Genomic DNA, 21,360 nt, shown 5'->3' with positions numbered 1-21,360 from the left:
CTCATGAACGTAAAACAACTGCTGGACCTGACCGGCAAAGTGGCTTTCATCACCGGCGGCTCTCGCGGCCTGGGGCTTCAGATGGCCGAGGCATTGGGCGAGCTGGGCGCGAAAATCGCCATCAGCGCGCGCAAGCAGCATGAGCTGGATGCGGCAAAGGAACACTTGGAAGGTCAGGGTGTGGAAGTCATCACTATCGCCGCCGATCTGGGCAACCTTGAAGGTATTCCGAAGGTGGTCGATCAGGTGGTGCAACAACTCGGTGACATCGACATTCTGGTGAACAACGCCGGCGCCACCTGGGGCGCCCCGGCGGAAGACTATCCGCCGGAAGGCTGGATGAAAGTGATGAACCTGAACGTCAACGCCAGCTTCTTCCTGACCCAGACTGTGGGCAAGCGCTGTATGATCCCGCGCAAGACCGGCAAGGTCATCAACATTGCCTCCATCGCCGGGCTGTCCGGCAACCCGGAAGGCATGCAGACCATCGCCTACAACACCAGCAAAGGGGCCATGGTCAACTTCACCCGCGCGCTGGCGTCCGAATGGGGCCACTACAACATCAACGTGAACGCGCTCTGCCCGGGCTTCTTTCCGTCGAAGATGTCTCAGGGCTTGCTGGATGCACAGGGCGACAAAATGCTTGAGCGCATCCCGCTGAAACGCTTTGGTGGCGAAGAAGATCTTAAGGGTGCTGCAGTGCTATTGGCCTCGGAAGCGGGCCGGCACATTACCGGGCAATGCCTGGCAGTGGACGGTGGCACACTGGTCAGTTAAGCGCTGGCACTGCCTCACCCGCGCCTTCAGCTTCTGGCTCACACACATACTGCGCCGCATCAAACCGTTTCGTCTGCTGGCGGAATTGCCAGGTGAAGCCCGGCCACAGGGTGGTGTTCTTGCCGTTTTCGTTGACATACCAGCTCTTGCAGCCGGTCTGCCACACGGAGTCGCCGAGCCTGGCATGAATGGAGGCATTGTACTGGCTCTGGGCGTTTTCCCTCACTTCGACGCTCCTCCAGCCATGCTTGTCCATTTTTTTGAGAGCATCGAGCACGTACTGGATCTGGCTTTCGATCATGTACACCATGGAGCTGTGGCCGAGGCCGGTATTGGGGCCCATGAGCATGAAGAAGTTGGGGAAGCCCGCAATGGCGCTGCCCTTGTAGGCTTCGGCACCGCCTTTCCAGGCGTCCAGCAGGTCCTGTCCGCCCCGACCATGCACCATGCCCGCAGGTATCGGGTCCTGGGCCTTGAAGCCGGTGCCATAAATGATGCAGTCCACTTCTCTCTCATGGCCATTGTTATCCACGATGACATTGCCGCGCACCTCGCGGATGCCGTCGGTGAGCACGTCAACGTTGCCCTGGGCCAGGGCCGGGTAATAGTTGTTTGAAATCAGTACCCGCTTGCAGCCGAAGTGGAAATCCGGGGTCACCTTCTTACGCAGCTCCTTGTCCTTGATCTGGTTGCGGATATGGCGGCGTGCCTGCAATTCGCCGATCTTGAGGATTCGGGGATTGCCTACAAACCCCAACACCCGGGCTTCCAGCATCCAGTAGATGCTCTGGCGGAAGGCGTTCAGGGTTTGTGGGAACTTGCGAAACATCATCCTTTCCAGCGGGCGGATCTCCCGGTCCGGTTTGGGCACGATCCAGGGCGGAGTGCGCTGGTAGAGGTCGAGGTGAGCCGCATCTTTCGCTACTTCCGGGACGAACTGGATGGCCGAGGCGCCAGTACCGATCACGGCAACGCGTTTACCTTTGAAGTCATAGTCATGGTCCCAGTCCTGGGAGTGGAAGCTTTTGCCGGTGAAGGTGTCGATGCCCTTGATACTGGGGTACGCCGGTGTGCTAAGGCCGCCCATACCAGAGACGACAACATCGGCCTTGACGTTGTTGAATTCCGGCAGGCTTTTGTCTTTGCGATTGAGTTTGTCGCCGGGGTTCAGGCCCTCATTTTGCCTGTAGGCCCAGAGTTTGCGGCTGTCGCAGGTTTCGATGGTCCAGCTTTGGGTTTTCTCGTCAAAGCGGGCACCCGCCACATGGGTGTTCAGGCGCACGTGTTTCATCAGGTCGTATTTTTCGGCGCAGCTTCTCAGGTATGCCTGGATTTCTTTCTGCTGGGCGAACATGCGGGTCCAATTGGGGTTTTGTTCGAACGAGAAGGAGTAGAGGGCGGATTGGACGTCGCAGGCGCAACCGGGGTAGTGGTTTTCGTGCCAGGTGCCGCCGACGTCATCGCTTTTTTCCAGGATGACGAAGTTGTCGTATCCGGCTTCTTTGAGTTTGATGCCCATGCCCAGGCCGGAGAACCCGGTGCCGATGATGACGATTTTTGCTGTCTGACTCATGTTTTCCACCTCGTTGTTCGCTGGCCTTCTGGCCTTGCCTGTTGTTGTCTGTTTCACCATGATGATTGGCGGTAGACACATGTATACCCAACGAAGTAGACAGCTGTATACTTTTGATCTGCAGAATTTGACCGCTTGGCCTCGTTTGATAAGCAACTGTCCCTCATACCAAACTTTGGAGAAGGACAAGTTGGGGGAGGGGATTCCCGAAACACGCCTCAAGACATCCATGTGCGGCTTGAGCTCCGCCATCCATGGCTCCGCACAGTTTCGGGAATCCCCTCCCCCAACTCGTCCGCATACTTTAGGTGCATGCTCAATGAACATGATTACCGGTGGAAAACTGAAGCTGATTCAGGCGGCGCTCAGGTTAATTACCCAGAGCCGCAGCCTGACATCTCTCGGTCTCCGGGAACTGGCCCGTGAGGCCGGACTGAATCCCAATACCTTTTACCGGCACTTCAGGAACCTCGACGAGTTCGGTCTGCAGGTGCTTGGGTACATTGCCGAGGACATGAAATCTGGCGTGCGGGAGTTGCGGCGGATGGCGGAGTCGTCGGAGCAGGCGTCCCACGATACGGTGACGTTTGTTTACCATTACTTTCTGGCCAATCCGGCGGCAACCACCGTGGCGGTTCGGGAGCTTCACGGGCCGTCGGCTTTGTTGCGCGGGGCGCTTGAGGCGCAGTTGGACGCCAGCGCGCGGGAGATGGCAGAGGACATTATCGAGCGCCAGCTGGTCAGTTCCGTGCCGACGGCGACGATTCATGAGATTTCCCACATGACCATTCGTTACATCCTGTTCCGGGCCATGGATTACATCGAGAAGCCGGAACAGCGGGCATTGATCCAGCATGAAACCGAGCGGTTTATCAACCGTCAATTTCGGGGGGCGATGCTGGAGGGGATGGCCGAAAGTGATGTACAGGCGCTGTTAGAGAAGGACCTCTAACGGGCTTATTATTTTTTTCGTTTTACCTTTCCGTTTTTTCGCTTTGTTCGTTTTTAGGAAAACCTTTGTAAATCTGTTAGCGTCTACCTATAAGTAAAAACCGAGACTTTCAGTGAATCGGTCATTCCGGAGGACGTACTTACAATGAAGATCGGTATCCCCAGGGAAATTTTCGAGGATGAACGACGGGTAGCGGCAACGCCGCCCTCAGTGCATAAGTTGATAGGCCTTGGCTATGAGGTAATGGTTGAGGGCGGCGCGGGTGAAGCCGCGAATTACACGGACGATGCCTACGAAAAAGTGGGCGCCACCATTGCGGCGGACACCAAATCACTCTGGCAGGACGCGGATTTTATCCTCAAAGTCCGTGCACCGATGAAGAACCCTTCACTCAAGAAACACGAAGTGGACCTGATGAAGGACGGCGCGTTTCTGGTCAGCTACCTGTGGCCAGCGCAGAATCCCGAGCTGTTGGAAAAGCTGGCGGCCAAAAAGATTACCTCCTTTGCCATCGATAGCCTGCCCCGCATCAGTCGCGCCCAGAAGATGGATGCGTTGAGCGCTATGGCCAACATTGCCGGCTACCGCGCTGTCATTGAGGCCGCCAATAACTTCGGGCGTTTTTTCACTGGGCAAGTCACGGCAGCCGGCAAAGTGCCACCTGCAAAGATCATGGTGATTGGGGCCGGTGTCGCAGGCCTCGCCGCGATCGGCGCTGCGAACAGCATGGGCGCCATTGTGCGGGCGTTTGATACCCGTCTGGAAGTGAAAGAACAGGTTGAAAGCATGGGCGCCGAGTTCCTGGTGCTGGATTTCGACGACGAGGACGGCAGCGGTGGCGGCGGCTACGCCAAGCAGATGAGCGACGAGTTTATCAAGGCAGAGATGGCGCTGTTCGCGGAACAGGCCGAGGAGGTGGATATCATCATCACCACCGCCCTGATTCCCGGTAAACCCGCGCCCAAACTGATCACCGCCGATATGGTGAAATCCATGAAACCCGGCAGTGTGATTGTCGATCTTGCGTCGGAACGCGGCGGCAACTGCGAGCTGACAGAGCCCGGCAAGGTAGCCCACCACCATGGCGTGACGCTGATTGGCTACACCGACCTGCCCAGCCGTATGGCCAAGGTGGCCAGCGATCTGTATGCCACTAACCTGGTACACCTGATCACGGAACTGACACCTGAGAAAGACGGCCAACCCCAGGTCAACATGGAAGACGATGTGATCCGTGGCCTGACGGTGGTACGGGAGAATGACGTTACCTGGCCACCACCGCAACCGGAAGCGCCGGTCAGCCCCAAGCCGGCACCCGGCACTGAAGAACCCACGGCTGCCGACAAGGAAGCCGCGAGGCAAGACGCCAAACGCCGCAGCCAGTTTGGCAAGGGCGCGCTGCTGCTGGTGACGGCCCTGGCGCTCTACGGGGTTGGTGCCCACGCGCCGGAAAGCTTCCTGCAGCACTTCACGGTGTTTGTGCTGTCCTGCTTTATCGGCTGGCAGGTCATCTGGAACGTGACCCCTTCCCTGCATACGCCTCTGATGAGTGTGACCAACGCCATCAGCGGCATCATTGTGATCGGTGCCATTCTCCACCTGGCCCAGGCAGAGAATCTGGCCGTTGGCATCATGGCCTTTGTCGCGGTGCTGATTGCCAGCATCAACGTAGGGGGCGGCTTTCGGGTCACCCATCGCATGCTCAAAATGTTTCGCAAGTAGGAGGCGCCCGATATGAGCACAGGATTGGTGAGCGTGGCCTACGTGGTCGCAAGTATCTGTTTTATCCTCAGCCTGGGTGGCCTTAGCCATCAGGAATCCGCCCGGCGCGGTAACCTTTATGGCGTCGCGGGCATCATCATCGCCGTTGGCGCCACCCTTGCCAGCGTGGACGGCGGTGTTATCGCCATTGTGATTGCAGTGCTGCTAGGCGCTGGCATTGGCATCCCCATCGCCAACAAGGTGGAGATGACCCAGATGCCACAGCTGGTGGCCCTGCTGCACAGTTTCGTGGGTCTGGCGGCGGTGCTGGTCGGCTTCTCAGGCTATATAGAGCCACTGGTAGCCACCACGGGTGCCGAACACACCATCAAACTGGTGGAAGTGTTTGTCGGTATCTTTATCGGCGCGGTGACCTTCACCGGGTCGCTGGTGGCGTGCGGCAAGCTGGATGGCCGCATCGACAGCAAGGCACTGACCCTGCCAGGCCGACACCTGATGAACCTGGTGGCCATTATCGCCTGCGTATTGCTGGGCGCCTGGTTCCTCGGTACCGACAGCATGGCGCTGGGGCTGATTTCCCTTGTCATCATGACGGCCATCGCGTCGGTGCTCGGCATTCACCTGATCATGGCCATCGGTGGTGCCGACATGCCGGTGGTGGTGTCCATGCTCAACAGCTACTCAGGTTGGGCGGCGGCTTCCATCGGGTTCATGCTGGGTAATGACCTGCTGATTGTGGTGGGTGCCCTGGTGGGTAGCAGCGGTGCCATCCTCAGCTACATCATGTGCAAGGCCATGAACCGGTCGTTTATCAGTGTCATCCTGGGTGGCTTCGGCCAGACCAGCAGCAGCTCAAGTGCCGCCGATACCGACCAGTCGGTCTATGAGTCCTCCGCGGATGATGTGTGCGAGGAACTGCGCAATGCCGATTCCGTGATCATCGTGCCTGGTTACGGCATGGCTGTGGCGCAAGCCCAGAACGGCGTCAGCGAAATGACGAAAATCCTGCGGGACCGTGGCGTCAACGTACGTTTCGGCATTCACCCCGTGGCCGGTCGCCTGCCCGGACACATGAATGTGCTGCTCGCCGAGGCCCACGTACCCTATGACATCGTGCTTGAAATGGACGAAATCAACGACGATTTCCCAAGTACCGATGTGGTTCTGGTTATCGGTGCCAATGACACCGTAAACCCGGCCGCCGCCGAAGATCCGGGCAGCCCGATTGCCGGTATGCCGGTTCTGGAAGTGTGGAAAGCGCGCCAGGTGGTTGTCCTCAAGCGGGGCATGGCCACGGGTTATTCCGGCGTGGAAAACCCGCTGTTCTTCAAAGACAACACCCGCATGCTGTTTGGCGATGCCAAGGAAAGCATCGACAAGCTGGTTGGTGGGTTAAGGGGCTGATTCTTCAGCCCCGGATTCCTTCGCAAAAAACCGCTCAATCTGCCGGGACTGGCTCTGGCCGTCCCGGTAGCCCAGCTCAATCAGATCGCGACAGAAGCATTTGTCGAACAGCAGGAAACTGGCGAGGTTAGCGCTGGAAAAAGGCGCGTTGTCTGAAGCACCGGTCAACCGTCGCAACACCAGCGGCATGGCATCAATGTATTTCATGGCGATTTCGTTGATGGGCTCGGAAGGGGAAATTTCCAGAATATCCACCGGGCTCAGGTCGAGCCCGGATTCCTTCAGTTTCTTCTCGGGGATCAGTTCCAGCAACTGGTTGATCAACCGCGAGCGATCGATGTCGTAATCCAGCGTATCCAGAAACATACCGTTAAACACGTGGGCCAGTACCTGGGTCAGCGTTGGCATACCGGGTTTTTCCGGACGCCTGGACGGGCACATGGCATTGGCACTAACCCCGATCACCAGCACCTTGCGTGCACCCAGCCGCAATGCCGGACTAATGTGAGCCATCTGGCGGGTCACGCCGTCACCGAAGTACTCGCGGTTGATCTTCACCGGCGCAAACAGGGTGGGAATAGCCGCAGACGCCATGATGTGGTCCACTGCCAGCTCTGTACGGGTGCCGCCACGCTGTCCGACCGACCAGCCTTGCAACCCTTCAACCCCTTCAAAGAAACACACATTCTGTCCAGTCGCGTAACCGCAGGCATTCAGGCCCACAGCGTCGACGTGTCCCTCCTGGATCGTTTGCCGAATGCTCTGCAGGTCGATCTCCCGCTCCAGCAATTCCCGCAGTGGCGAATTATCCAAAAAGGAAACCGGTCCGCTCTCAATAGGGCGACTGATCATCTTGCGGGCGATGGCGCTGAAGCTGCGCACCAGACTAAAGGTATCCGCCCGGAATACCCGGTCCATGGTCAGTTCCGACCAGACTTTATCGAGATGATCAATACTGTGGCGAAACAGCCCCCGGTTACCGGCAAGAGCCATGGCATTGATCGCCCCGGCCGAGGTACCGATAATGACATTGAACGGGTGGTTCCAGTCCGGATACATGTCAGCGATAGCGCGAAGCACGCCGACCTGATACGCCGCCCGCGCGCCACCTCCGGTGAGAATGACACCGTTCTTTGTCATGAAGCCATTCCGTTATGAACAGTGCCTCGCATCAGGCCTGTTTGATCTTATGCCGACGCCGGCCGGCAAACGGATTGTTAATACTGGAATCCTTGCCCTGCAACTTGGCCTCGGGGTGGTTTTTAGCCATCAATTCCTTGACCTTGGGAATGTGGTCCTTCGGGGCATCTACCATGATCAGATACTTCCCTGCCTCAATGTCGTGATGGAACGGCTCGATACGGTAGTTTTCATTCTGGATACCACCAAAGCCACCGACCCAGGCGCCCGCTACCACTACGAAGATGAACAAGGCAATCCAGGCTGCCGCTGGCATGTTCAGAACTTCCAGCAAGGCCAGGGGAACAAGGAAGGCAAGCGCCAGCACAAAACCGGCTATAGCGCCGCGCTCCACGTACCTGGGCAGATCCGTTCGGTCCAGGATGGACGCAGAGTGTAGCTGGTGGGTGTAGAGGCCGGCCTCGTCCTTGCTGACAATGTGGAAGCGCCAGTCAGTGACGTCATGCTCGTGAAGGTCGTCGGAGATTTCTTTTGCACTGTCAATTGAAGATACCAGATAGAATAAACGTATCATGGCGTTTCTCCTCTTTCGCCTGTGAATGAGGCGTTCTTCTACTGACAATCTAGCTCAAATTTCACGATTTTACGTAGTATGACTCTCTTCCCGGTGCTTCCATTGAGGTTTATTTGCTGAGCCGAGCTTTACTCGGTGGTGTTGTAGACGTAGGAAGACACCGTGCCGTCTTCATTGAAGCGCACCACCAGATCCGTTGTTTCAGCTTCGCCAAAGGCCGACCAGCGATATTTACCGTAGGTCCAGGTGCGCTTGCCATCTTCGATACCGGTGCGCCAGGGCTCGCCAAACATCTCCTGGATGTCCGAGCGGGTGGTGTCACCGATCTCGATCTGGTCAACGTTGTGGGTGGCAAAGTCCTGGCCGACCGTGGCACAACCGGCCATAACCATGGTCAATGCAAGTACAACAACGGCGGATAGTGAGGTAACAGACTTCATGGTGTAACCCTTCTGTTGTGAATCAGTACATCAATCATACGGGTTTTGGCAGAAGGTTAAATTACAGACCGGACAGACACAAAAAAGCCCCGGTGTGTCGCCGGGGCCTATCGTCAACGCCAGATCTGATCAGTAGAGCTTTGTCAGCGATTTTTTCGCGAACGGCTCGACCTCGCCAATACGGCCGTCCTTCACTTTCACCAGCCACTCCGGATCCTGCAGCAGCGCACGGCCCACGGCGATCAACTCGAACTCGCTGTTGTTCATGCGCTCAACCAACTCGTCGATGCCGGATTGTTCCACCGCTTCCTTCTTGCTGGCGAAGGTGCCACTGATGAAATCCTCGGTCAGTCCCACGCTACCAACCGACATCGTCGGCTTTCCGGAGAGTTTCTGCGTCCAGCCCGCCAGATTTAGGTTCGAGCCCTCGAATTCCGGCTCCCAGAAGCGACGCGTAGAGGCGTGGAAGATATCCACGCCGGCGTCGACCAGCGGTTTCAGGAACTGCTCCAGCTCTTCCGGAGTGCTCACCAGCTTCGCTTCGTAGTCCTGCTGCTTCCACTGAGAGAAACGCAGCATGATGGGAAAGTCCGGGCCTACGCGGTGGCGGACCGCTTCAACGATCTCAACGACGAAACGCAGACGGTTTTCCATACTGCCACCGTACTCGTCATCACGCTGGTTGGTGCCTTCCCAAAGGAACTGATCCAGCAAATAGCCGTGGGCGCCGTGAATCTCCACGCCGTCAAAGCCCAACGCCTTCGCATCCTGGGCGGCGTCGGCAAATGCCGTGATGACGTCGTCGATATCGTCCTTGCTCATCGCCTTGCCGTTGGGCTTGCCCGGTGAAAACAGGCCGGACGGGCTGTAACCGGGTACGGATGGGTCAGGCTCTGTGCCTTCCTTACGTACGGCACCTACGTGCCACAGCTGGGGGAAAATGGCACCGCCAGCCTCGTGGACCGCATCGACCACTTCCTTCCAGCCGGCGAGGGCTGTGTCCCCATGAAAAAACGGCACGTTCGGATAACCGTTGGCGCCGGGGTGGTTGACTGTGGTGCCCTCGGTAATCAGCAAGCCAACACCGCCTTCAGCGCGGCGGCGATAATAGTCCACCACATCCTGGCCCGGGGCATTACCCGGCGAGAAGTTGCGGGTCATCGGAGCCATCGCCACGCGGTTGCGCAGGGTCAGGTTGTGGAGTTCAAAGGGTTCAAACAAAGGGCCAAGATTCATGCTCATGGTAGATCGCAACCTCACTAATCTGGTTTCTTTAAGCAACCATATTGAATCTGGTTTTAAAATGCAACCCTATTAGGTACACTCCTTACCATGGCCAGAAAACGTTTTGATGACTCCAATTGCTCCGTCGCCCGCGCCCTTAATGAGGTGGGTGACTGGTGGTCCCTGCTGGTGGTGCTGCACGCGATGTATGGCACCCGCCGCTTTGTGGATTTCCAACAAGAGCTGGGTATTGCCCGCAACATTCTTTGCGATCGACTCAGCCGGCTGGTGGACAATCAGGTGCTGAAAAAGGTCGAGGTGGGTGAGCACGGCTCTCGCTGCGAATACCGCCTGACCGAGAAGGGGCGCGACCTATTCCCGATTGTGGTGGCGTTACGCCAATGGGGCGACAAATGGAACCCATCACCAGAACAGACACCGCTGGACCTTCGCGACCGCGAAACCGGCAAGCCCATCCGACAGATCGAAGTGCAAAGCATTGACGGACAGCCTCTGTCGGTCCGGGATGTGTTCGTAAAAGAATCTGTGCCCAAAACAAAAAAAGCGGTGTAATCGCCCTCTGAAGCCCATAGGCCGTATTACGCGGAGTCTATCTCCATGCACCTGCCATTTTGGCTGACAACCGCCCTGCTCTTTCCAATCCTGCTCTATCAGGGCAAGAAAACCCGCCATACAACGCCCAGGCTGCCAGAAGCCGGGGGCTCGTTGAGTGGTCAATATGGCGAAGGTACTCCGGCCAGAAGCGTTCTGGTGATTGGCGAGTCAACGGCGGCGGGCGTTGGCATTGCTACCCATGATCAGGGTCTGGCAAGCCAGATAGCCAGACAGATTCATCAGCGCACCGGACAGACGATTGCCTGGCATACGTTTGGGGTTAAAGGCATTCGGTTGGGGGCGTTGATTCAGATGCTGGAAGAGATTGAACTGCCAAGGGCAGAACTGGTGCTACTAAGCATGGGCGTGAACGACACCACTGGGTTTACCCCTCGCAGCCGTTTCCGTAGACAACTCACCGAACTGAGCAAACTGCTCATACCACGGCATGCCGGACCCCTGAATCTTATCAGCGTACCGCCGATGCACCTGTTTACGGCGTTACCTTCTCCGCTTAGACACATCATGGGCTGGCGCGCCAGGCAACTGGATAGGATCTATCGCCGCCTCGCCAAAGAACACCCAGAAAACTTCCGGCATCTGGATTATCCAACAGTCACTGATCCGGATTTACTCGCCAGCGACGGGTACCATCCGGGCAGAAAAGGTTATCGCTACATTGCTGAAGCTCTGGGCTCCAGGCTTATCTGAACTTTGCTAATGTCGCCGCCCGGGGTGAATCCGGAAATGGTGCCCGGGAACCCTGGCGGTTATTACGGCGGTGCTTAGTGACTGGGAGAGAATTTCCCGACCGGCGCTGACTGAAACAGGGATTTAACTTTGGCGAAAAGGGCCGCCGTTTTCTCCGCAATGTATTCAGAGCGCTGCTCGTGCGCCAATCTCATGTAGTACTCAACATCAACTCTACCAGTCGCGTCTAATTTGACGTTTTGCTTATTCATAATCGTGTGTCCTTGTTTCGGAAGTTAGAACTGTTTACAGGATTAATGTTAAGGAACTCACAGCTGTTGAAAAAGCGATCATTTCTAACCAGAATGCTGAATATATTTCATGCTTAGTAGAAACCGAGATGCGACACCTTCCTCCTCTGAAAGCCTTGCGGGTTTTCGAATCATCCGCCAGAAACAGTAGCTTTGCGGCTGCCTCTGAAGAGCTCTTTGTGACTGCTTCGGCGGTAAGTCACCAGGTTAAGACGCTTGAGAATTTTTTAGGAGTTGCCCTATTCAATCGCACCGGACGAAAGGTGGAACTGACACCTTCGGGAGAGCGGTACCTTGCGTCCGTAAAACATGCTTTCGACGAGATAGAGATGGCAACCCAGCGCCTCACGGCGACCCACGAGCCCAACGTGGTGAAGATCAGCGTGGCCCCCAACTTCCTGACCCGCTGGCTGATGCCTCGCATGTCACGCTTTCGCGATCTCTATCCGGATATCGAACTGCAGATCAATGCCTCTATGGGCCTGTTGGATTTCAACCAGACCAACACCGATATGGCGGTCTATTATGGCAACGGAGATTGGGACGACATTGAAGTGCATTTCCTGCGCAAAGTAATGCTGGTACCGGTGTGCAGCCCGCGACTTATGAGCAACGGACCGCCATTAGAAAAGCCGGAAGACCTGGAGCAACATACGCTGATCTACGTGAGTAAGCGCCAGTGGGAATGGGAGAACTGGCTGCACAAGGCGGGCGTCGATTTCATTCAACCCAAGGGCAGCCTGCAACTGTCCAGTGGGCAGCTAACTACGGCGGCTGCGCAGGAGAGCCTGGGAGTAGCCCTGGCCGACCGTACACTCACATCGAGGGAGATCAACAACGGGCAACTCGTCGTGCCGTTTGATATTCGACTGGATACCCACAAGGCCTTTTACCTTGTCTTTCAAAAGCATCGTCCTTTGAACGCGGGTATGAAAGCCTTTAAAGAATGGTTGATGAACGAGATGCAGGTTTCAGATCCAGAGGAGGCATCAACCACGCCCCCTCTGGAGAAATAACCCTGAAGCGGTGTAAACACCGCCTGGTTCTTCTAGCCAATCAGGCTGAACGTCGCGCCTGGCCCTGTCCGCCATTCGAATTCCGACCGCGCCCGCCACTGCGGCCACCGGGCTTGGCACTGTAACCACCAGGACGGCCATTGCCACCACCTGGCCCCCGGCCACCGTTACCATTTCGGTTCCGTGCCCGGCTGGGGTCGGCTTTCGCCTTTGGCTTCAACGGCAGGTTGTTCTTGGGTTCAAAGCCTTCCACTTCCTTGCGGGGAAGCTGCTTCTTGATCAGCCTTTCAATGCCCGCCAGCATCTTGCCTTCGTCAGCACTGACCAGTGATAGCGCATGTCCGCTCTCACCGGCACGACCGGTACGCCCAATACGGTGCACATAGTCTTCCGGCACGTTCGGCAGCTCGAAATTCACCACCTGTGGCAACTGCTTGATATCCAGGCCACGGGCCGCGATGTCGGTTGCGACCAGCACGCGCACTTCACCCTGTTTGAAATCGGCCAGTGCTCGGGTACGAGCACCCTGTGACTTGTTGCCATGGATAGCCGCAGCGGTAATGCCGTCACGCTCCAGCTTCTGGGTCAGGCGGTTGGCGCCGTGCTTGGTGCGGGTGAACACCAGCACCTGCTCCCAGCCATTGTCCCGCACCAATTTGCTCAACAGGGCGGTTTTCTGGCTCTGGTCTACCGGGTAGACAGACTGCTTGATGCTTTCCGCAGCGGTGTTCCGGGCTGCCACTTCTACCTGCACCGGGTTATCCAGCAGGCCTTCGGCCAGGCCGCGGATCTCGTTGGAGAAGGTGGCGGAGAACAACAGGTTCTGGCGCTTGGCGGGCAACAACGCAAGAATCTTGCGAATGTCGCGGATAAAGCCCATGTCCAGCATGCGGTCGGCTTCGTCCAGCACCAGGATTTCCACTTCGTTGAAACGAACCGCATTCTGCTGGTACAGGTCCATCAGCCGGCCAGGGGTGGCCACCAGCACGTCCAGACCCTTGCGCAGCTTCATCATCTGCGGATTAATTTTTACGCCACCAAAAACTACGGCGGACTTGGTCGGCATGTATCGGCTGTACAGCGCGACACTGTCGTGAACCTGGGCCGCCAACTCGCGGGTGGGCGCCAGGATCAGTACACGCGGGCCTTTGCCAGTGCGGGGATTTTCCGCAAGGCGTTGCAGCAATGGCAGGGTAAACCCTGCGGTTTTACCGGTGCCCGTCTGGGCAGCCGCCATCACGTCCCTGCCGGATAAAACAGCGGGAATGGCCTTGGCCTGGATGGGGGATGGTGTTTCGTAACCCTGGTCGGCTGTGGCACGGACCAGTTGCTCGGACAAACCGAGTGAAGAAAAACTCATAGTGGATCAACTCTTGATTAGTCTGCCTCCACGAACACCGTTCTCGGCGAATGCGGGCAGATGCCATGAAGATTCATGGAGTAAAAGACGACTACGGCCACACACCGCTAACGGGGTGACGTCCTCTGACAGGTCGTATGGATGGTTCGCACGGGCTTGAAGCCTTGAATTGCGGAAATCCCTAGAGGCAGGATGCTGGGCACACTAACAGAGTGATCCGGGAATAGCTATAAGGAACTTTCCCGGGCAGGAGTCTTTAACGCGGCTCCCGGTCGGGGATAACCCTGCCGGCTCAGGCAGGGTTATCGGTCCGTCGTTAACGATTAACGCACACCGTCCCGGCGCAACGCAGCCGGCGTGTATTCGCGGGAGCGACGTTCGGTGCCGTACTGGTATGGCTCGTCTTCCTCGTTGGTCAGCCCCATCACCAGATAGCGCCCTGACAACAGGTCATACAGGGTTTCAAAGGCATAGGCTGGAATGTTGGCATCGTAGATCTGCATCGCGTGCGCTTCGGCAACACGCCACAGGTTGCCACGTCCGTCGTAGTGGTCCACTGCTGCGATCTGCCAGGTATCCTCATCAAGGTAGAAGTCCCGTTTGCCGTACACGTGCCGCTCACCGTCCTTGAGTGTCGCAGTGACATGCCAGACCCGGTGCAGCTCGTAACGTGTGAGGCCCTGGTCGACATGGCCGGGCTTTATGATGTCGCCATAGCTCAGGTTCTCGTCGGTCAAACGATAGGAATTGTACGGGATGTACAGTTCTTTCTTGCCTTTGAGCTCCCAGTTGTAGCGGTCTGGTGCGCCATTGTAGAGGTCCAGGTTGTCCGACGTGCGCTGACCATCCGCTGCGGTACCCGGCCCGTCGTATGCCACATTGGGTGCGCGGCGAACACGACGCTGCCCGGAGTTGTACAGCCACGCGCGACGGGGCTCCTTAACCTGGTTGATGGTCTCATGCACCAGCAGCACGTTGCCGGCAAGGCGCGACGGTGCAGTGATGGCCTGCTTGAAATAGAACATCACGTTGGGATCTTCGCTCGGATCGAAATCTTCCAGCGCCACCCGCTCCGTAAACGATTCGGTGAACCTGACCGGGCTGAAATCCCCATTTGGCTGCGGTGTCACCTGTGCCACATTGCGGGTAAAGGAACCGCCGCGGTAGCGGGTAATATGGTTGAAGATCACCTCAAGACCATTTTGGGGGACCGGAAACGGGGTCGCTGTCTTGTAGTTCTTGAGACCGTTGCCGCTTTCCACCAACTCCACTTCAGTGGCGTTGGCCTTGGTTTTCTCCAGCACGTCGGCAGGATAGGTCGCCGTTCTACGGGTCTGGTAGACCGGCATGAAATAATTGTCGTACGTCTTGATCATCGCAATCTGGCCAGGCGTCAGGTTGTCCGCGTACTGGTCAACGTTGCTCTGATCGATACGAAACAGCTCTTGATCGTTGGGGAACGGGTCCACGTATCGGCCATCGCCCTGGTACGCCCCCGGCGCCTGAAGCAGGCCCCCGTCCCAGGCAGGAATTTCATCGCCGTTACCGGACTTCTCGGCGCCCATCGGCGTGAGCGTATCTCCCAGTTTGGCGGCCTCCTGGGCCGACACCGCTGCGCCGGCTGATGCGGAATACAGCATCGAGCACGCTAATGCACTGTAAAGCAGGTTTTTTCGGTTAATCATGGATTACTCCTCGGTTTTCAGACAATGATTCAAAATGAATAAGACACGGAGGCCGACACGAAATCCCGGTCATTGATGACGTTGTAATCACCCCCGAAATAGTTGGTGTAACTCAGGTTGGCTTTGTAGGCGTTTTGATAGGTGGCTTCGACGGCCAGGCCCAGTGATTTGTTACCTTCCTGGAAGTTGCCACCGGGATCAGGTGCGTAGCCCTTGACGTCGTGAGAGAAAAACAGCCGGGGGCGCAAGTTGACGCCAGCGACGGCATCCGGATAGTCCCAGACAAACAGCGTGCGATAGCCCCAGGAGAAGGACGTGGTAAACCCACCACCTCCACAGTTGCTGGGGTTGATGTTCAAACGCGGGTCACTGTCTGTGCCCTGGCTGCAGTAGTCACCGGTAAAGTTGTCACCCTCCAGCGGCACCGGCCCCACACCGTAGATGCCCGACCGCCCGTAGCGGGCTTCCGAGGTGCTGGGCAGATCGTGGATATAGGTGGCACCAACCTCACCGACAATAATGAAGCGGGCCGCACCCATTACCCGGTCGATAAAGTGAATAAAGGTCGCCTGGGCCTGGGAAACGTTGTAACGGTCGTAGCCGTCAACTGCTTTGCCGGCATAATTGAAGTCGGGGTCCTTCTCGCGCTGGCGTTGCTCCAGCTTGCTCACCACCTGTCCATCCGGACCACGCTGTTGCAGGCCTCCGTATATCAGCTCAAACGTGTTCCACTGGATGGGAAGGTTTGGCCGGAAGCTGTATTCCGCCCCCAACGAAGTGCCTGTTGGCAGTGTGGTGTTGATACTGATGCCATAAAGATCAATGTCTTCCGGGTACTCGATGAAATAGCTGGGAAACCGGGAGTTGGGGAGGTTGGGATCGCTTTTCTGGTTTGCAGATGGGTCCGATGGGTTGTTGACCACACCGCTGATGTACGGAAGACGGCTGTGATAACGGGTGTAGTAGAACCCCAGCTCAGCCCCCAGGTCGGTCAGGTACCAGCGCAGAGCGGCGCCGAATTGGTCCTTGTCTCCGGGCTCGCGGTCGCCCAGGCGCGGCGACACAAATCCCTCTTCCAGCGCCTGGGAATCAGGTACCTGGCCCGCCAGCAATACCGGGCCACAGCCATCGGCCGCCACATCCGCAGAGGAAAAATAGGTTCCGCAGTCGTCAATTCTGAAACTTTCCCAGTCGGTCTGAACAAACGCTTCCATGGTAATTTCAGACGTCAGGCCAACTGACGTATACAACATCTCGACGGGCAGGAGTACGTCTTTCAGTTCCGCACCCGGTGCCCGAAACGCGGGAACGTCGATGGGATTGACCGCGTTGATACCACCCAGGATGAACGTGCTTTCGCCCCAGTTCACCACCTGACGGCCGTAACGGATCGACACCGGCGTATCGCCGAAGTACCAGTCCGTAAACACGTAGGCGTCGAGAAGATCCACACCGGAGGCGTTATCTTTGGCCTCATCATTCAATTCACGTCGCTGGCCAACCGGGTCCTTGGCGCGACGGTTATCCTTCAGTTCGTGGTCGTAATAATAGGTGCCTCGCACCAGCGCCCCGACCCGCGTCAGTGTGTCACTGTCGGGGGCGTAGTCCAGGAACAGTTCACTACGGCCACGCAGGATCTGGGAATACGGCTCGTTCTTTTCAAAGTTCAGGTTGCCGTCGTCGAAGTTATTGGACGATGCGCCCGTGTTACTGAATGCGAATTCCGGCCCCAGGTTGCCCTGGGAAATCAGATCTTTGTCCTGATCTTCCAGCCGATAGGCGATCCCCGCCGTCAGGGTCGTTGAGAGCGAGGCGTCGATCTCATAAATGTCAAAATCGAATGCCATCGCCGGGGCTGTGGATACGATTGCGCCGATAGCCAGCGCCAGGCGTTTACGGTCTCGGTTTGTTGTTGTCATTGGTCTGTAGCTCCAGTTTTCAGGCAAAGCTTCCCCATTGATGGAGAGAATCGCCATCGACATACACGTGTTTATCGGGATCGGGCGCCCCGGGATATCCGGAGCGCGGGTTGTCTGGCCGTCGGGTTTCTAGATCAGGCCGCCACCAATCAAGCCGCCACCACCTTCACCATCTCCGCCGCTGTCCGGCTCGCTGCCGGGATCGGTGCTGCCCTCGGCAGAGCAGTCCGTACCTGAGGTATCGGCATCCTTTACGACACAGGGGTTACTGACAGAAACGGTGCCATCGCTGAACAGTTCCAGCATCTGCGCGATCATCTCGTCGAAAACCGCACGTGAAGAAAAGGCATCCGCCGCTTTCTGACCAGCGGAAACAGGGTTTCCATGCGACCCTTCCAGGTAACGGGTTATGGCTGGAAGGCCACTTGCCAGCGGCGTCGACTCAGCGCCCATACCCGCCGCCAGGGGATCCGTGCCCGCCAGGGGTGCGCGCTCACTACTGATCACGAAACCGGTTTCCGGAACCGTGGTTTCAAGGGGCCCCATGGCGTAAAGCAGATCATCGGCAGCATTGGGAATCGTGTCGTCGGTTGGGCGCTCGGGATCACCATCAACACCGGCAATTTCAGTCAGCAACGTGTTGGTGTTCTGATAAAAGCCGGCATAGGCGACAGGATCTGCCGAATCCAGCAGCGACTGGAACACATTGAAGTAGATGTTGAGCTCCGTACGTCCCTGCGCCAGCACGCCATCAGAGGCGGAGTCCAGTACAGGCAGAAGCTGTGGCGCCAGTGACTGGGAGTTTTCGAACAGGCGGGTGAACTGACCGCCGGTGTTCAGCAGGTTCGAGGCCAGAACCGGGCTGAGATTGGCATTTCCCGCCGCACTGGCCGCATTGTTAACCGGTGGGAAGGCTGCGCCTCCCATGCCACTGAGCGAATGGCTCAGAAAATAGACACGGCTCGGATCAATGCTCAGGCCCTGGGCGCAATCGCCGGCGGCCTGACATGCATTGATGGCGTCCTCGATCGCCTGCAACGAGGCGTTCACGTTTAGTAGGTCGAGGGCGCCCTGGCGCATGTTGTCACGGGTGTTGGCATAGTTGGTGAAGTTCAGGTACAGACTTCCCGATTCGGGCTCCTGCAGTTCGCCCGCCAGTACCGGGTTCAGATCCGCGTCAGCGGCGAAGCCAAAGTGACGCTCGACGGCGTCCGCCGAAGCGCCATCCTGAGAGGTGATAGGATTAAGGCCAACCACACCTTCTCCGAAAATACCGTGCAGCGGCTGGTCGATACCGATGGTGACGAAGCAGTCAAAGGTATTGCCAGGATCCGCGCAGGATAATCCGGCGGCTGTCGCCAGAGGAAGGATCGCCGAACGGTCGGTGGTCACGGCATGCTGATAGATAATCACCGGAAAGCCATTTGCCGGGGTCTGCGGGGCAATCAGCGTCTGGTTAGTGTCGGGCGCCGCGACGACAATGGGAACCGTTGTTTCACCCGACTTTTCAACAAACGGGAAACGGTAGGTCACGCGATTTGAGGGCGCCTGATCGAGTGACTCGTCAGCACTGAAGTCCGCCGGGAGCCAACTGGCTGAGCGTATGGCTGAGCCATCGGTCTCTTCCGGCACGCCCTGGAAATACGGCAGGGTAATCTCGCCCTCGTAGACATGGATGTTAAGAGGAGTGCCCTGAACTTCCTGAGCCAATGCCGGATTTATCTCACCACCGTCGCGCTGGTTGAACATCCGTACCGTTCGCGGCTTGGGAGCATCAACAATGCTGTCAGCGGCGGTTGCAAGCGCCTGCGCCTCACCCTCGTTGTCGTCAACAGTGTCGACGGCCAATGCTGTGGCGGCCTGCAGAACATAGGCGACTCGGCGGTCCTCCTGATCATTGCTGACAAGGTCCTGATACTGGACGACCATACCGGCATCCCGGGCATCCGTGAGCAGGCCGGCGAGCTCGGCGTCGTAGAGGCGGAAACTCGTGTCCGTCAGCGTTGTATAGATTTCATCGTTGATGTTCTGCTGTTCCGCTGTCGCGGCTCCCTCCAGCGGTTGTTGGGACAGGTTGTAGAATCCGGAGATCAACTGCCGGAGCCCTTCCTGTCGGGAAGCAATACCCAGGCTGTTGCGAAAGAACGTCACCGGGGCTGTGTTCGCCAGCAGTACGTCGTCTACCGCCGTTGTTGTGATCGTTGAGGAAAACACAACGTCGTCAAACGTTTTTGGGAATCCATCGACGGAAAACGCCTGCTTGAACTCAAAATAATCGGAGGCGATTCGGCGGGCAGGCAGCAACGCCTCACGGAACGGCTCGAACGCAGCATTGGAAAGCACCGCTTCCGGGTCCGCCACCGTCTGGTAGGTCGGCGCACCCACAAGCGGGTCGCCGTTGGTGTCCACAATGTCATCGGTAATGGCCAGGGCGTACCGGGTTTTCTCAGCCAATGGCTTGGCCGGCAAAATCCGGATCATATTGTTCTGGCCACCATCGATATCCAGCAGCTCAACCCTGAGCCTGTCCTCAACCAGGGCATCGAAAATCGCATCCGCTTCGGCGGTACTACCGCTTTCCTCAAGTGCCAGTGCCCGCCGGTACTGAATCGCCGATGAAATTCCGGCGACCTCTCCGGAGGCCTGACGGAGGCTGTCGCCACCGGCATATTCCAGGGGAATCAGGAACACATTCTGATCCGGGTTGGGGACAACCTCGCCCTCCACGGAGACAAAGTCACGTGCATCAAGTGTCTGCTGGCTGTCCAGGCTGCCACTGATCTTGATATCAATGGGGGCCAGTACTGAATTTCCATCGAGAAAACCAATACCCGTCGTCACTGGGTTGGCCGGATCACTGCCGTTCAGCATAGTGCCGTCGTCAACGTCACTGAGATAGAAAAGGGAATCGCTTGGAATCGGGAACTGGGTCGTCAGCGGATCGAATAACGGATGGGTTCCCCGCTCCACTCGTGGGTTGGTAATCGTGTAATCCGGGTCCGCGTTTTTTGTTGTCTGGCTGCTGCTTTCGAAACAACCCGTCAGGCTGACCGACAAAATGACCAGCGACATCAGTCGCGTTTGGCGCAAGAACATACTTGTTTACCTCTGTACGTTTTTTTGTAGTTCGAGACTCGTCCTGTGTCTTTCGGCCTAACACGGAAGTCTAATTGCGGTGGTTCCAAAAAAATTTCCCGAATAGGCGAGAAATCGCAAAAGAAAGGCCTAACTGGTTCTTGTAGCGAGAAATTTGTCTCGAACAAAAGGCAACAATGATGGTATGTTCAGAATCTGACATCCGAACACCTACAAGAATGGCCTGAGGACGGCACCCGCCAAACTGTGCCAACCACAGACCGAGGGAATCAGATTGGCTTTGCTCCCATTTCGTTCGTCGTCGTCAAAGCGATTTGACCGGCTGATTCTGCCTTACATGAAAGGCATGTATATTTTCGCCTACCGCCTGACTGGCCAGAAACAGGACGCAGAGGATCTGGTGCAGGATGTCGTGGTCAAGTTGTACCCCCGCATGGACGAACTGGAGAACGTGCAACAACCCCAGCCCTGGCTTAACCGTGTGTTGTACCGACACTTTGTTGACCTCACTCGAAAACAGTCCAGCCATAGAGAAATCAGCGTCAGTACGCTGGTTGCTGCGGAAAGCCAGACCGCCTTTATGGAATCCCTCGGCGAGGCAAGCCCGGATGCGTCCGCCGGTATTGACCAAACGCGCGTAGACGACACCGTCAAGCGATTACTGAGCACCCTGCCACCAGACCAACGTACCCTGTTACTGCTTCACGACGCGGATGGCTGGCGCCAGGAGGACATCGCGATGGTTCTGGATGTGCCTGTCGGTACGATAAAATCACGCCTGCATCGCAGCAGGGCGTTTATGCGCGAACGGCTGAAAAAACAAATGGAACCTTTCGAAAAGCAACAACGTGAAGGGTGAAGA

18 protein-coding genes are annotated in these 21,360 nt (G+C 57.2%); 8 read left to right on the top strand and 10 right to left on the bottom strand.

Annotation, left to right across the window (positions count from 1 at the left end; genetic code table 11):
• The first annotated feature begins 3 nt into the window (after positions 1–3).
• A complete protein-coding gene (locus AC13D2_RS20040; protein ID WP_292048870.1) occupies positions 4–777 on the top strand; it encodes an SDR family oxidoreductase in 774 nt (257 codons plus the stop codon).
• Here AC13D2_RS20040 and AC13D2_RS20035 read toward each other — a convergent pair.
• On the bottom strand, positions 770–2,350 hold the full coding sequence (locus AC13D2_RS20035) for a flavin-containing monooxygenase (protein WP_300496094.1): 1,581 nt from the start codon (positions 2,348–2,350) through the stop codon (positions 770–772). The genes AC13D2_RS20040 and AC13D2_RS20035 overlap by 8 nt on opposite strands.
• Before the next feature lie 319 nt (positions 2,351–2,669).
• Between AC13D2_RS20035 and AC13D2_RS20030 the strand changes: the two genes are divergently transcribed.
• The 3 genes from AC13D2_RS20030 (at position 2,670) to pntB (ending at position 6,428) form a co-directional block, all read left to right on the top strand.
• Positions 2,670–3,302 carry a TetR family transcriptional regulator gene (locus tag AC13D2_RS20030; RefSeq protein ID WP_300496091.1) on the top strand — a complete coding sequence of 211 codons (633 nt, stop codon included), beginning with the start codon at positions 2,670–2,672 and terminating at the stop codon, positions 3,300–3,302.
• A 144-nt stretch (positions 3,303–3,446) separates the two neighbouring features.
• Complete coding sequence (locus tag AC13D2_RS20025) at positions 3,447–5,024, top strand: Re/Si-specific NAD(P)(+) transhydrogenase subunit alpha (RefSeq protein WP_300496089.1); 1,578 nt, start codon at positions 3,447–3,449, stop codon at positions 5,022–5,024.
• A gap of 12 nt (positions 5,025–5,036) precedes the next feature.
• Complete coding sequence (pntB, locus tag AC13D2_RS20020; RefSeq protein WP_292048873.1) at positions 5,037–6,428, top strand: Re/Si-specific NAD(P)(+) transhydrogenase subunit beta; 1,392 nt, start codon at positions 5,037–5,039, stop codon at positions 6,426–6,428.
• Here the strand turns inward: pntB and AC13D2_RS20015 are convergent.
• The 4 genes from AC13D2_RS20015 to AC13D2_RS20000 form a co-directional block, all read right to left on the bottom strand.
• Positions 6,417–7,568 (bottom strand): patatin-like phospholipase family protein, encoded by a 1,152-nt coding sequence (locus AC13D2_RS20015; protein ID WP_421911670.1) that lies wholly within the window; start codon positions 7,566–7,568, stop codon positions 6,417–6,419. The two genes, pntB and AC13D2_RS20015, sit on opposite strands and share 12 nt — an antisense overlap.
• Positions 7,569–7,599: 31 nt before the next feature.
• On the bottom strand, positions 7,600–8,142 hold the full coding sequence (locus tag AC13D2_RS20010) for a hypothetical protein (protein ID WP_482939063.1): 543 nt from the start codon (positions 8,140–8,142) through the stop codon (positions 7,600–7,602).
• 128 nt (positions 8,143–8,270) lie between these two features.
• Positions 8,271–8,582 (bottom strand): outer membrane protein assembly factor BamE domain-containing protein, encoded by a 312-nt coding sequence (gene bamE / locus AC13D2_RS20005; RefSeq protein WP_007153071.1) that lies wholly within the window; start codon positions 8,580–8,582, stop codon positions 8,271–8,273.
• Positions 8,583–8,711: 129 nt separating this feature from the next.
• Positions 8,712–9,824 (bottom strand): NADH:flavin oxidoreductase, encoded by a 1,113-nt coding sequence (locus AC13D2_RS20000; protein WP_292048877.1) that lies wholly within the window; start codon positions 9,822–9,824, stop codon positions 8,712–8,714.
• 90 nt (positions 9,825–9,914) lie between these two features.
• On the opposite strand from AC13D2_RS20000, the gene AC13D2_RS19995 reads away from it, so the two are divergent.
• Complete coding sequence (locus tag AC13D2_RS19995; protein ID WP_482939062.1) at positions 9,915–10,379, top strand: winged helix-turn-helix transcriptional regulator; 465 nt, start codon at positions 9,915–9,917, stop codon at positions 10,377–10,379.
• A 45-nt stretch (positions 10,380–10,424) separates the two neighbouring features.
• Positions 10,425–11,132, top strand: a complete 708-nt coding sequence (locus tag AC13D2_RS19990; RefSeq protein ID WP_482939061.1) for an SGNH/GDSL hydrolase family protein — start codon at positions 10,425–10,427, stop codon at positions 11,130–11,132.
• Between the two features lie 74 nt (positions 11,133–11,206).
• On the opposite strand, the gene AC13D2_RS19985 is transcribed toward AC13D2_RS19990, so the two are convergent.
• Positions 11,207–11,383: an RSP_7527 family protein gene (locus tag AC13D2_RS19985; RefSeq protein WP_292048880.1), complete on the bottom strand. Its 177-nt coding sequence runs from the start codon at positions 11,381–11,383 to the stop codon at positions 11,207–11,209.
• A gap of 128 nt (positions 11,384–11,511) precedes the next feature.
• Between AC13D2_RS19985 and gcvA the strand changes: the two genes are divergently transcribed.
• Positions 11,512–12,438, top strand: a complete 927-nt coding sequence (gene gcvA, locus AC13D2_RS19980) for a transcriptional regulator GcvA (RefSeq protein WP_292048881.1) — start codon at positions 11,512–11,514, stop codon at positions 12,436–12,438.
• A gap of 40 nt (positions 12,439–12,478) precedes the next feature.
• Here gcvA and AC13D2_RS19975 read toward each other — a convergent pair whose 3' ends face one another.
• The 4 genes from AC13D2_RS19975 to AC13D2_RS19960 form a co-directional block, all read right to left on the bottom strand.
• Entirely contained in the window at positions 12,479–13,798 is a 1,320-nt protein-coding gene (locus AC13D2_RS19975; protein ID WP_292048882.1) for a DEAD/DEAH box helicase, read from the bottom strand.
• A gap of 323 nt (positions 13,799–14,121) precedes the next feature.
• Positions 14,122–15,483, bottom strand: a complete 1,362-nt coding sequence (locus tag AC13D2_RS19970; RefSeq protein WP_421911675.1) for a DUF1329 domain-containing protein — start codon at positions 15,481–15,483, stop codon at positions 14,122–14,124.
• A gap of 29 nt (positions 15,484–15,512) precedes the next feature.
• Positions 15,513–17,402, bottom strand: coding sequence for a DUF1302 domain-containing protein (locus AC13D2_RS19965; protein WP_300496077.1), 1,890 nt, complete (start codon positions 17,400–17,402; stop codon positions 15,513–15,515).
• 129 nt (positions 17,403–17,531) lie between these two features.
• A complete protein-coding gene (locus tag AC13D2_RS19960) occupies positions 17,532–20,498 on the bottom strand; it encodes a hypothetical protein (protein WP_300496074.1) in 2,967 nt (988 codons plus the stop codon).
• Between the two features lie 274 nt (positions 20,499–20,772).
• Here AC13D2_RS19960 and AC13D2_RS19955 point away from each other — a divergent pair, with 274 nt between their 5' ends.
• Positions 20,773–21,357, top strand: coding sequence for an RNA polymerase sigma factor (locus AC13D2_RS19955; protein WP_367187222.1), 585 nt, complete (start codon positions 20,773–20,775; stop codon positions 21,355–21,357).
• The last annotated feature ends 3 nt before the right edge of the window (positions 21,358–21,360 follow it).

This window comes from Marinobacter sp. B-12 (assembly GCF_056857915.1).
This window is presented reverse-complemented; position numbering and strand designations above follow the sequence as displayed.

Bases quoted from the DNA above. Each gene is read 5' to 3' on its own strand.
- AC13D2_RS20040 (WP_292048870.1), top strand. From the start codon at position 4: ATGAACGTAAAACAACTGCTGGACCTGACCGGCAAAGTGGCTTTCATC.
- AC13D2_RS20035 (WP_300496094.1), bottom strand. From the start codon at position 2,350: ATGAGTCAGACAGCAAAAATCGTCATCATCGGCACCGGGTTCTCCGGC.
- AC13D2_RS20030 (WP_300496091.1), top strand. From the start codon at position 2,670: ATGAACATGATTACCGGTGGAAAACTGAAGCTGATTCAGGCGGCGCTC.
- AC13D2_RS20025 (WP_300496089.1), top strand. From the start codon at position 3,447: ATGAAGATCGGTATCCCCAGGGAAATTTTCGAGGATGAACGACGGGTA.
- pntB (WP_292048873.1), top strand. From the start codon at position 5,037: ATGAGCACAGGATTGGTGAGCGTGGCCTACGTGGTCGCAAGTATCTGT.
- AC13D2_RS20015 (WP_421911670.1), bottom strand. From the start codon at position 7,568: ATGACAAAGAACGGTGTCATTCTCACCGGAGGTGGCGCGCGGGCGGCG.
- AC13D2_RS20010 (WP_482939063.1), bottom strand. From the start codon at position 8,142: ATGATACGTTTATTCTATCTGGTATCTTCAATTGACAGTGCAAAAGAA.
- bamE (WP_007153071.1), bottom strand. From the start codon at position 8,582: ATGAAGTCTGTTACCTCACTATCCGCCGTTGTTGTACTTGCATTGACC.
- AC13D2_RS20000 (WP_292048877.1), bottom strand. From the start codon at position 9,824: ATGAGCATGAATCTTGGCCCTTTGTTTGAACCCTTTGAACTCCACAAC.
- AC13D2_RS19995 (WP_482939062.1), top strand. From the start codon at position 9,915: ATGGCCAGAAAACGTTTTGATGACTCCAATTGCTCCGTCGCCCGCGCC.
- AC13D2_RS19990 (WP_482939061.1), top strand. From the start codon at position 10,425: ATGCACCTGCCATTTTGGCTGACAACCGCCCTGCTCTTTCCAATCCTG.
- AC13D2_RS19985 (WP_292048880.1), bottom strand. From the start codon at position 11,383: ATGAATAAGCAAAACGTCAAATTAGACGCGACTGGTAGAGTTGATGTT.
- gcvA (WP_292048881.1), top strand. From the start codon at position 11,512: ATGCGACACCTTCCTCCTCTGAAAGCCTTGCGGGTTTTCGAATCATCC.
- AC13D2_RS19975 (WP_292048882.1), bottom strand. From the start codon at position 13,798: ATGAGTTTTTCTTCACTCGGTTTGTCCGAGCAACTGGTCCGTGCCACA.
- AC13D2_RS19970 (WP_421911675.1), bottom strand. From the start codon at position 15,483: ATGATTAACCGAAAAAACCTGCTTTACAGTGCATTAGCGTGCTCGATG.
- AC13D2_RS19965 (WP_300496077.1), bottom strand. From the start codon at position 17,402: ATGACAACAACAAACCGAGACCGTAAACGCCTGGCGCTGGCTATCGGC.
- AC13D2_RS19960 (WP_300496074.1), bottom strand. From the start codon at position 20,498: ATGTTCTTGCGCCAAACGCGACTGATGTCGCTGGTCATTTTGTCGGTC.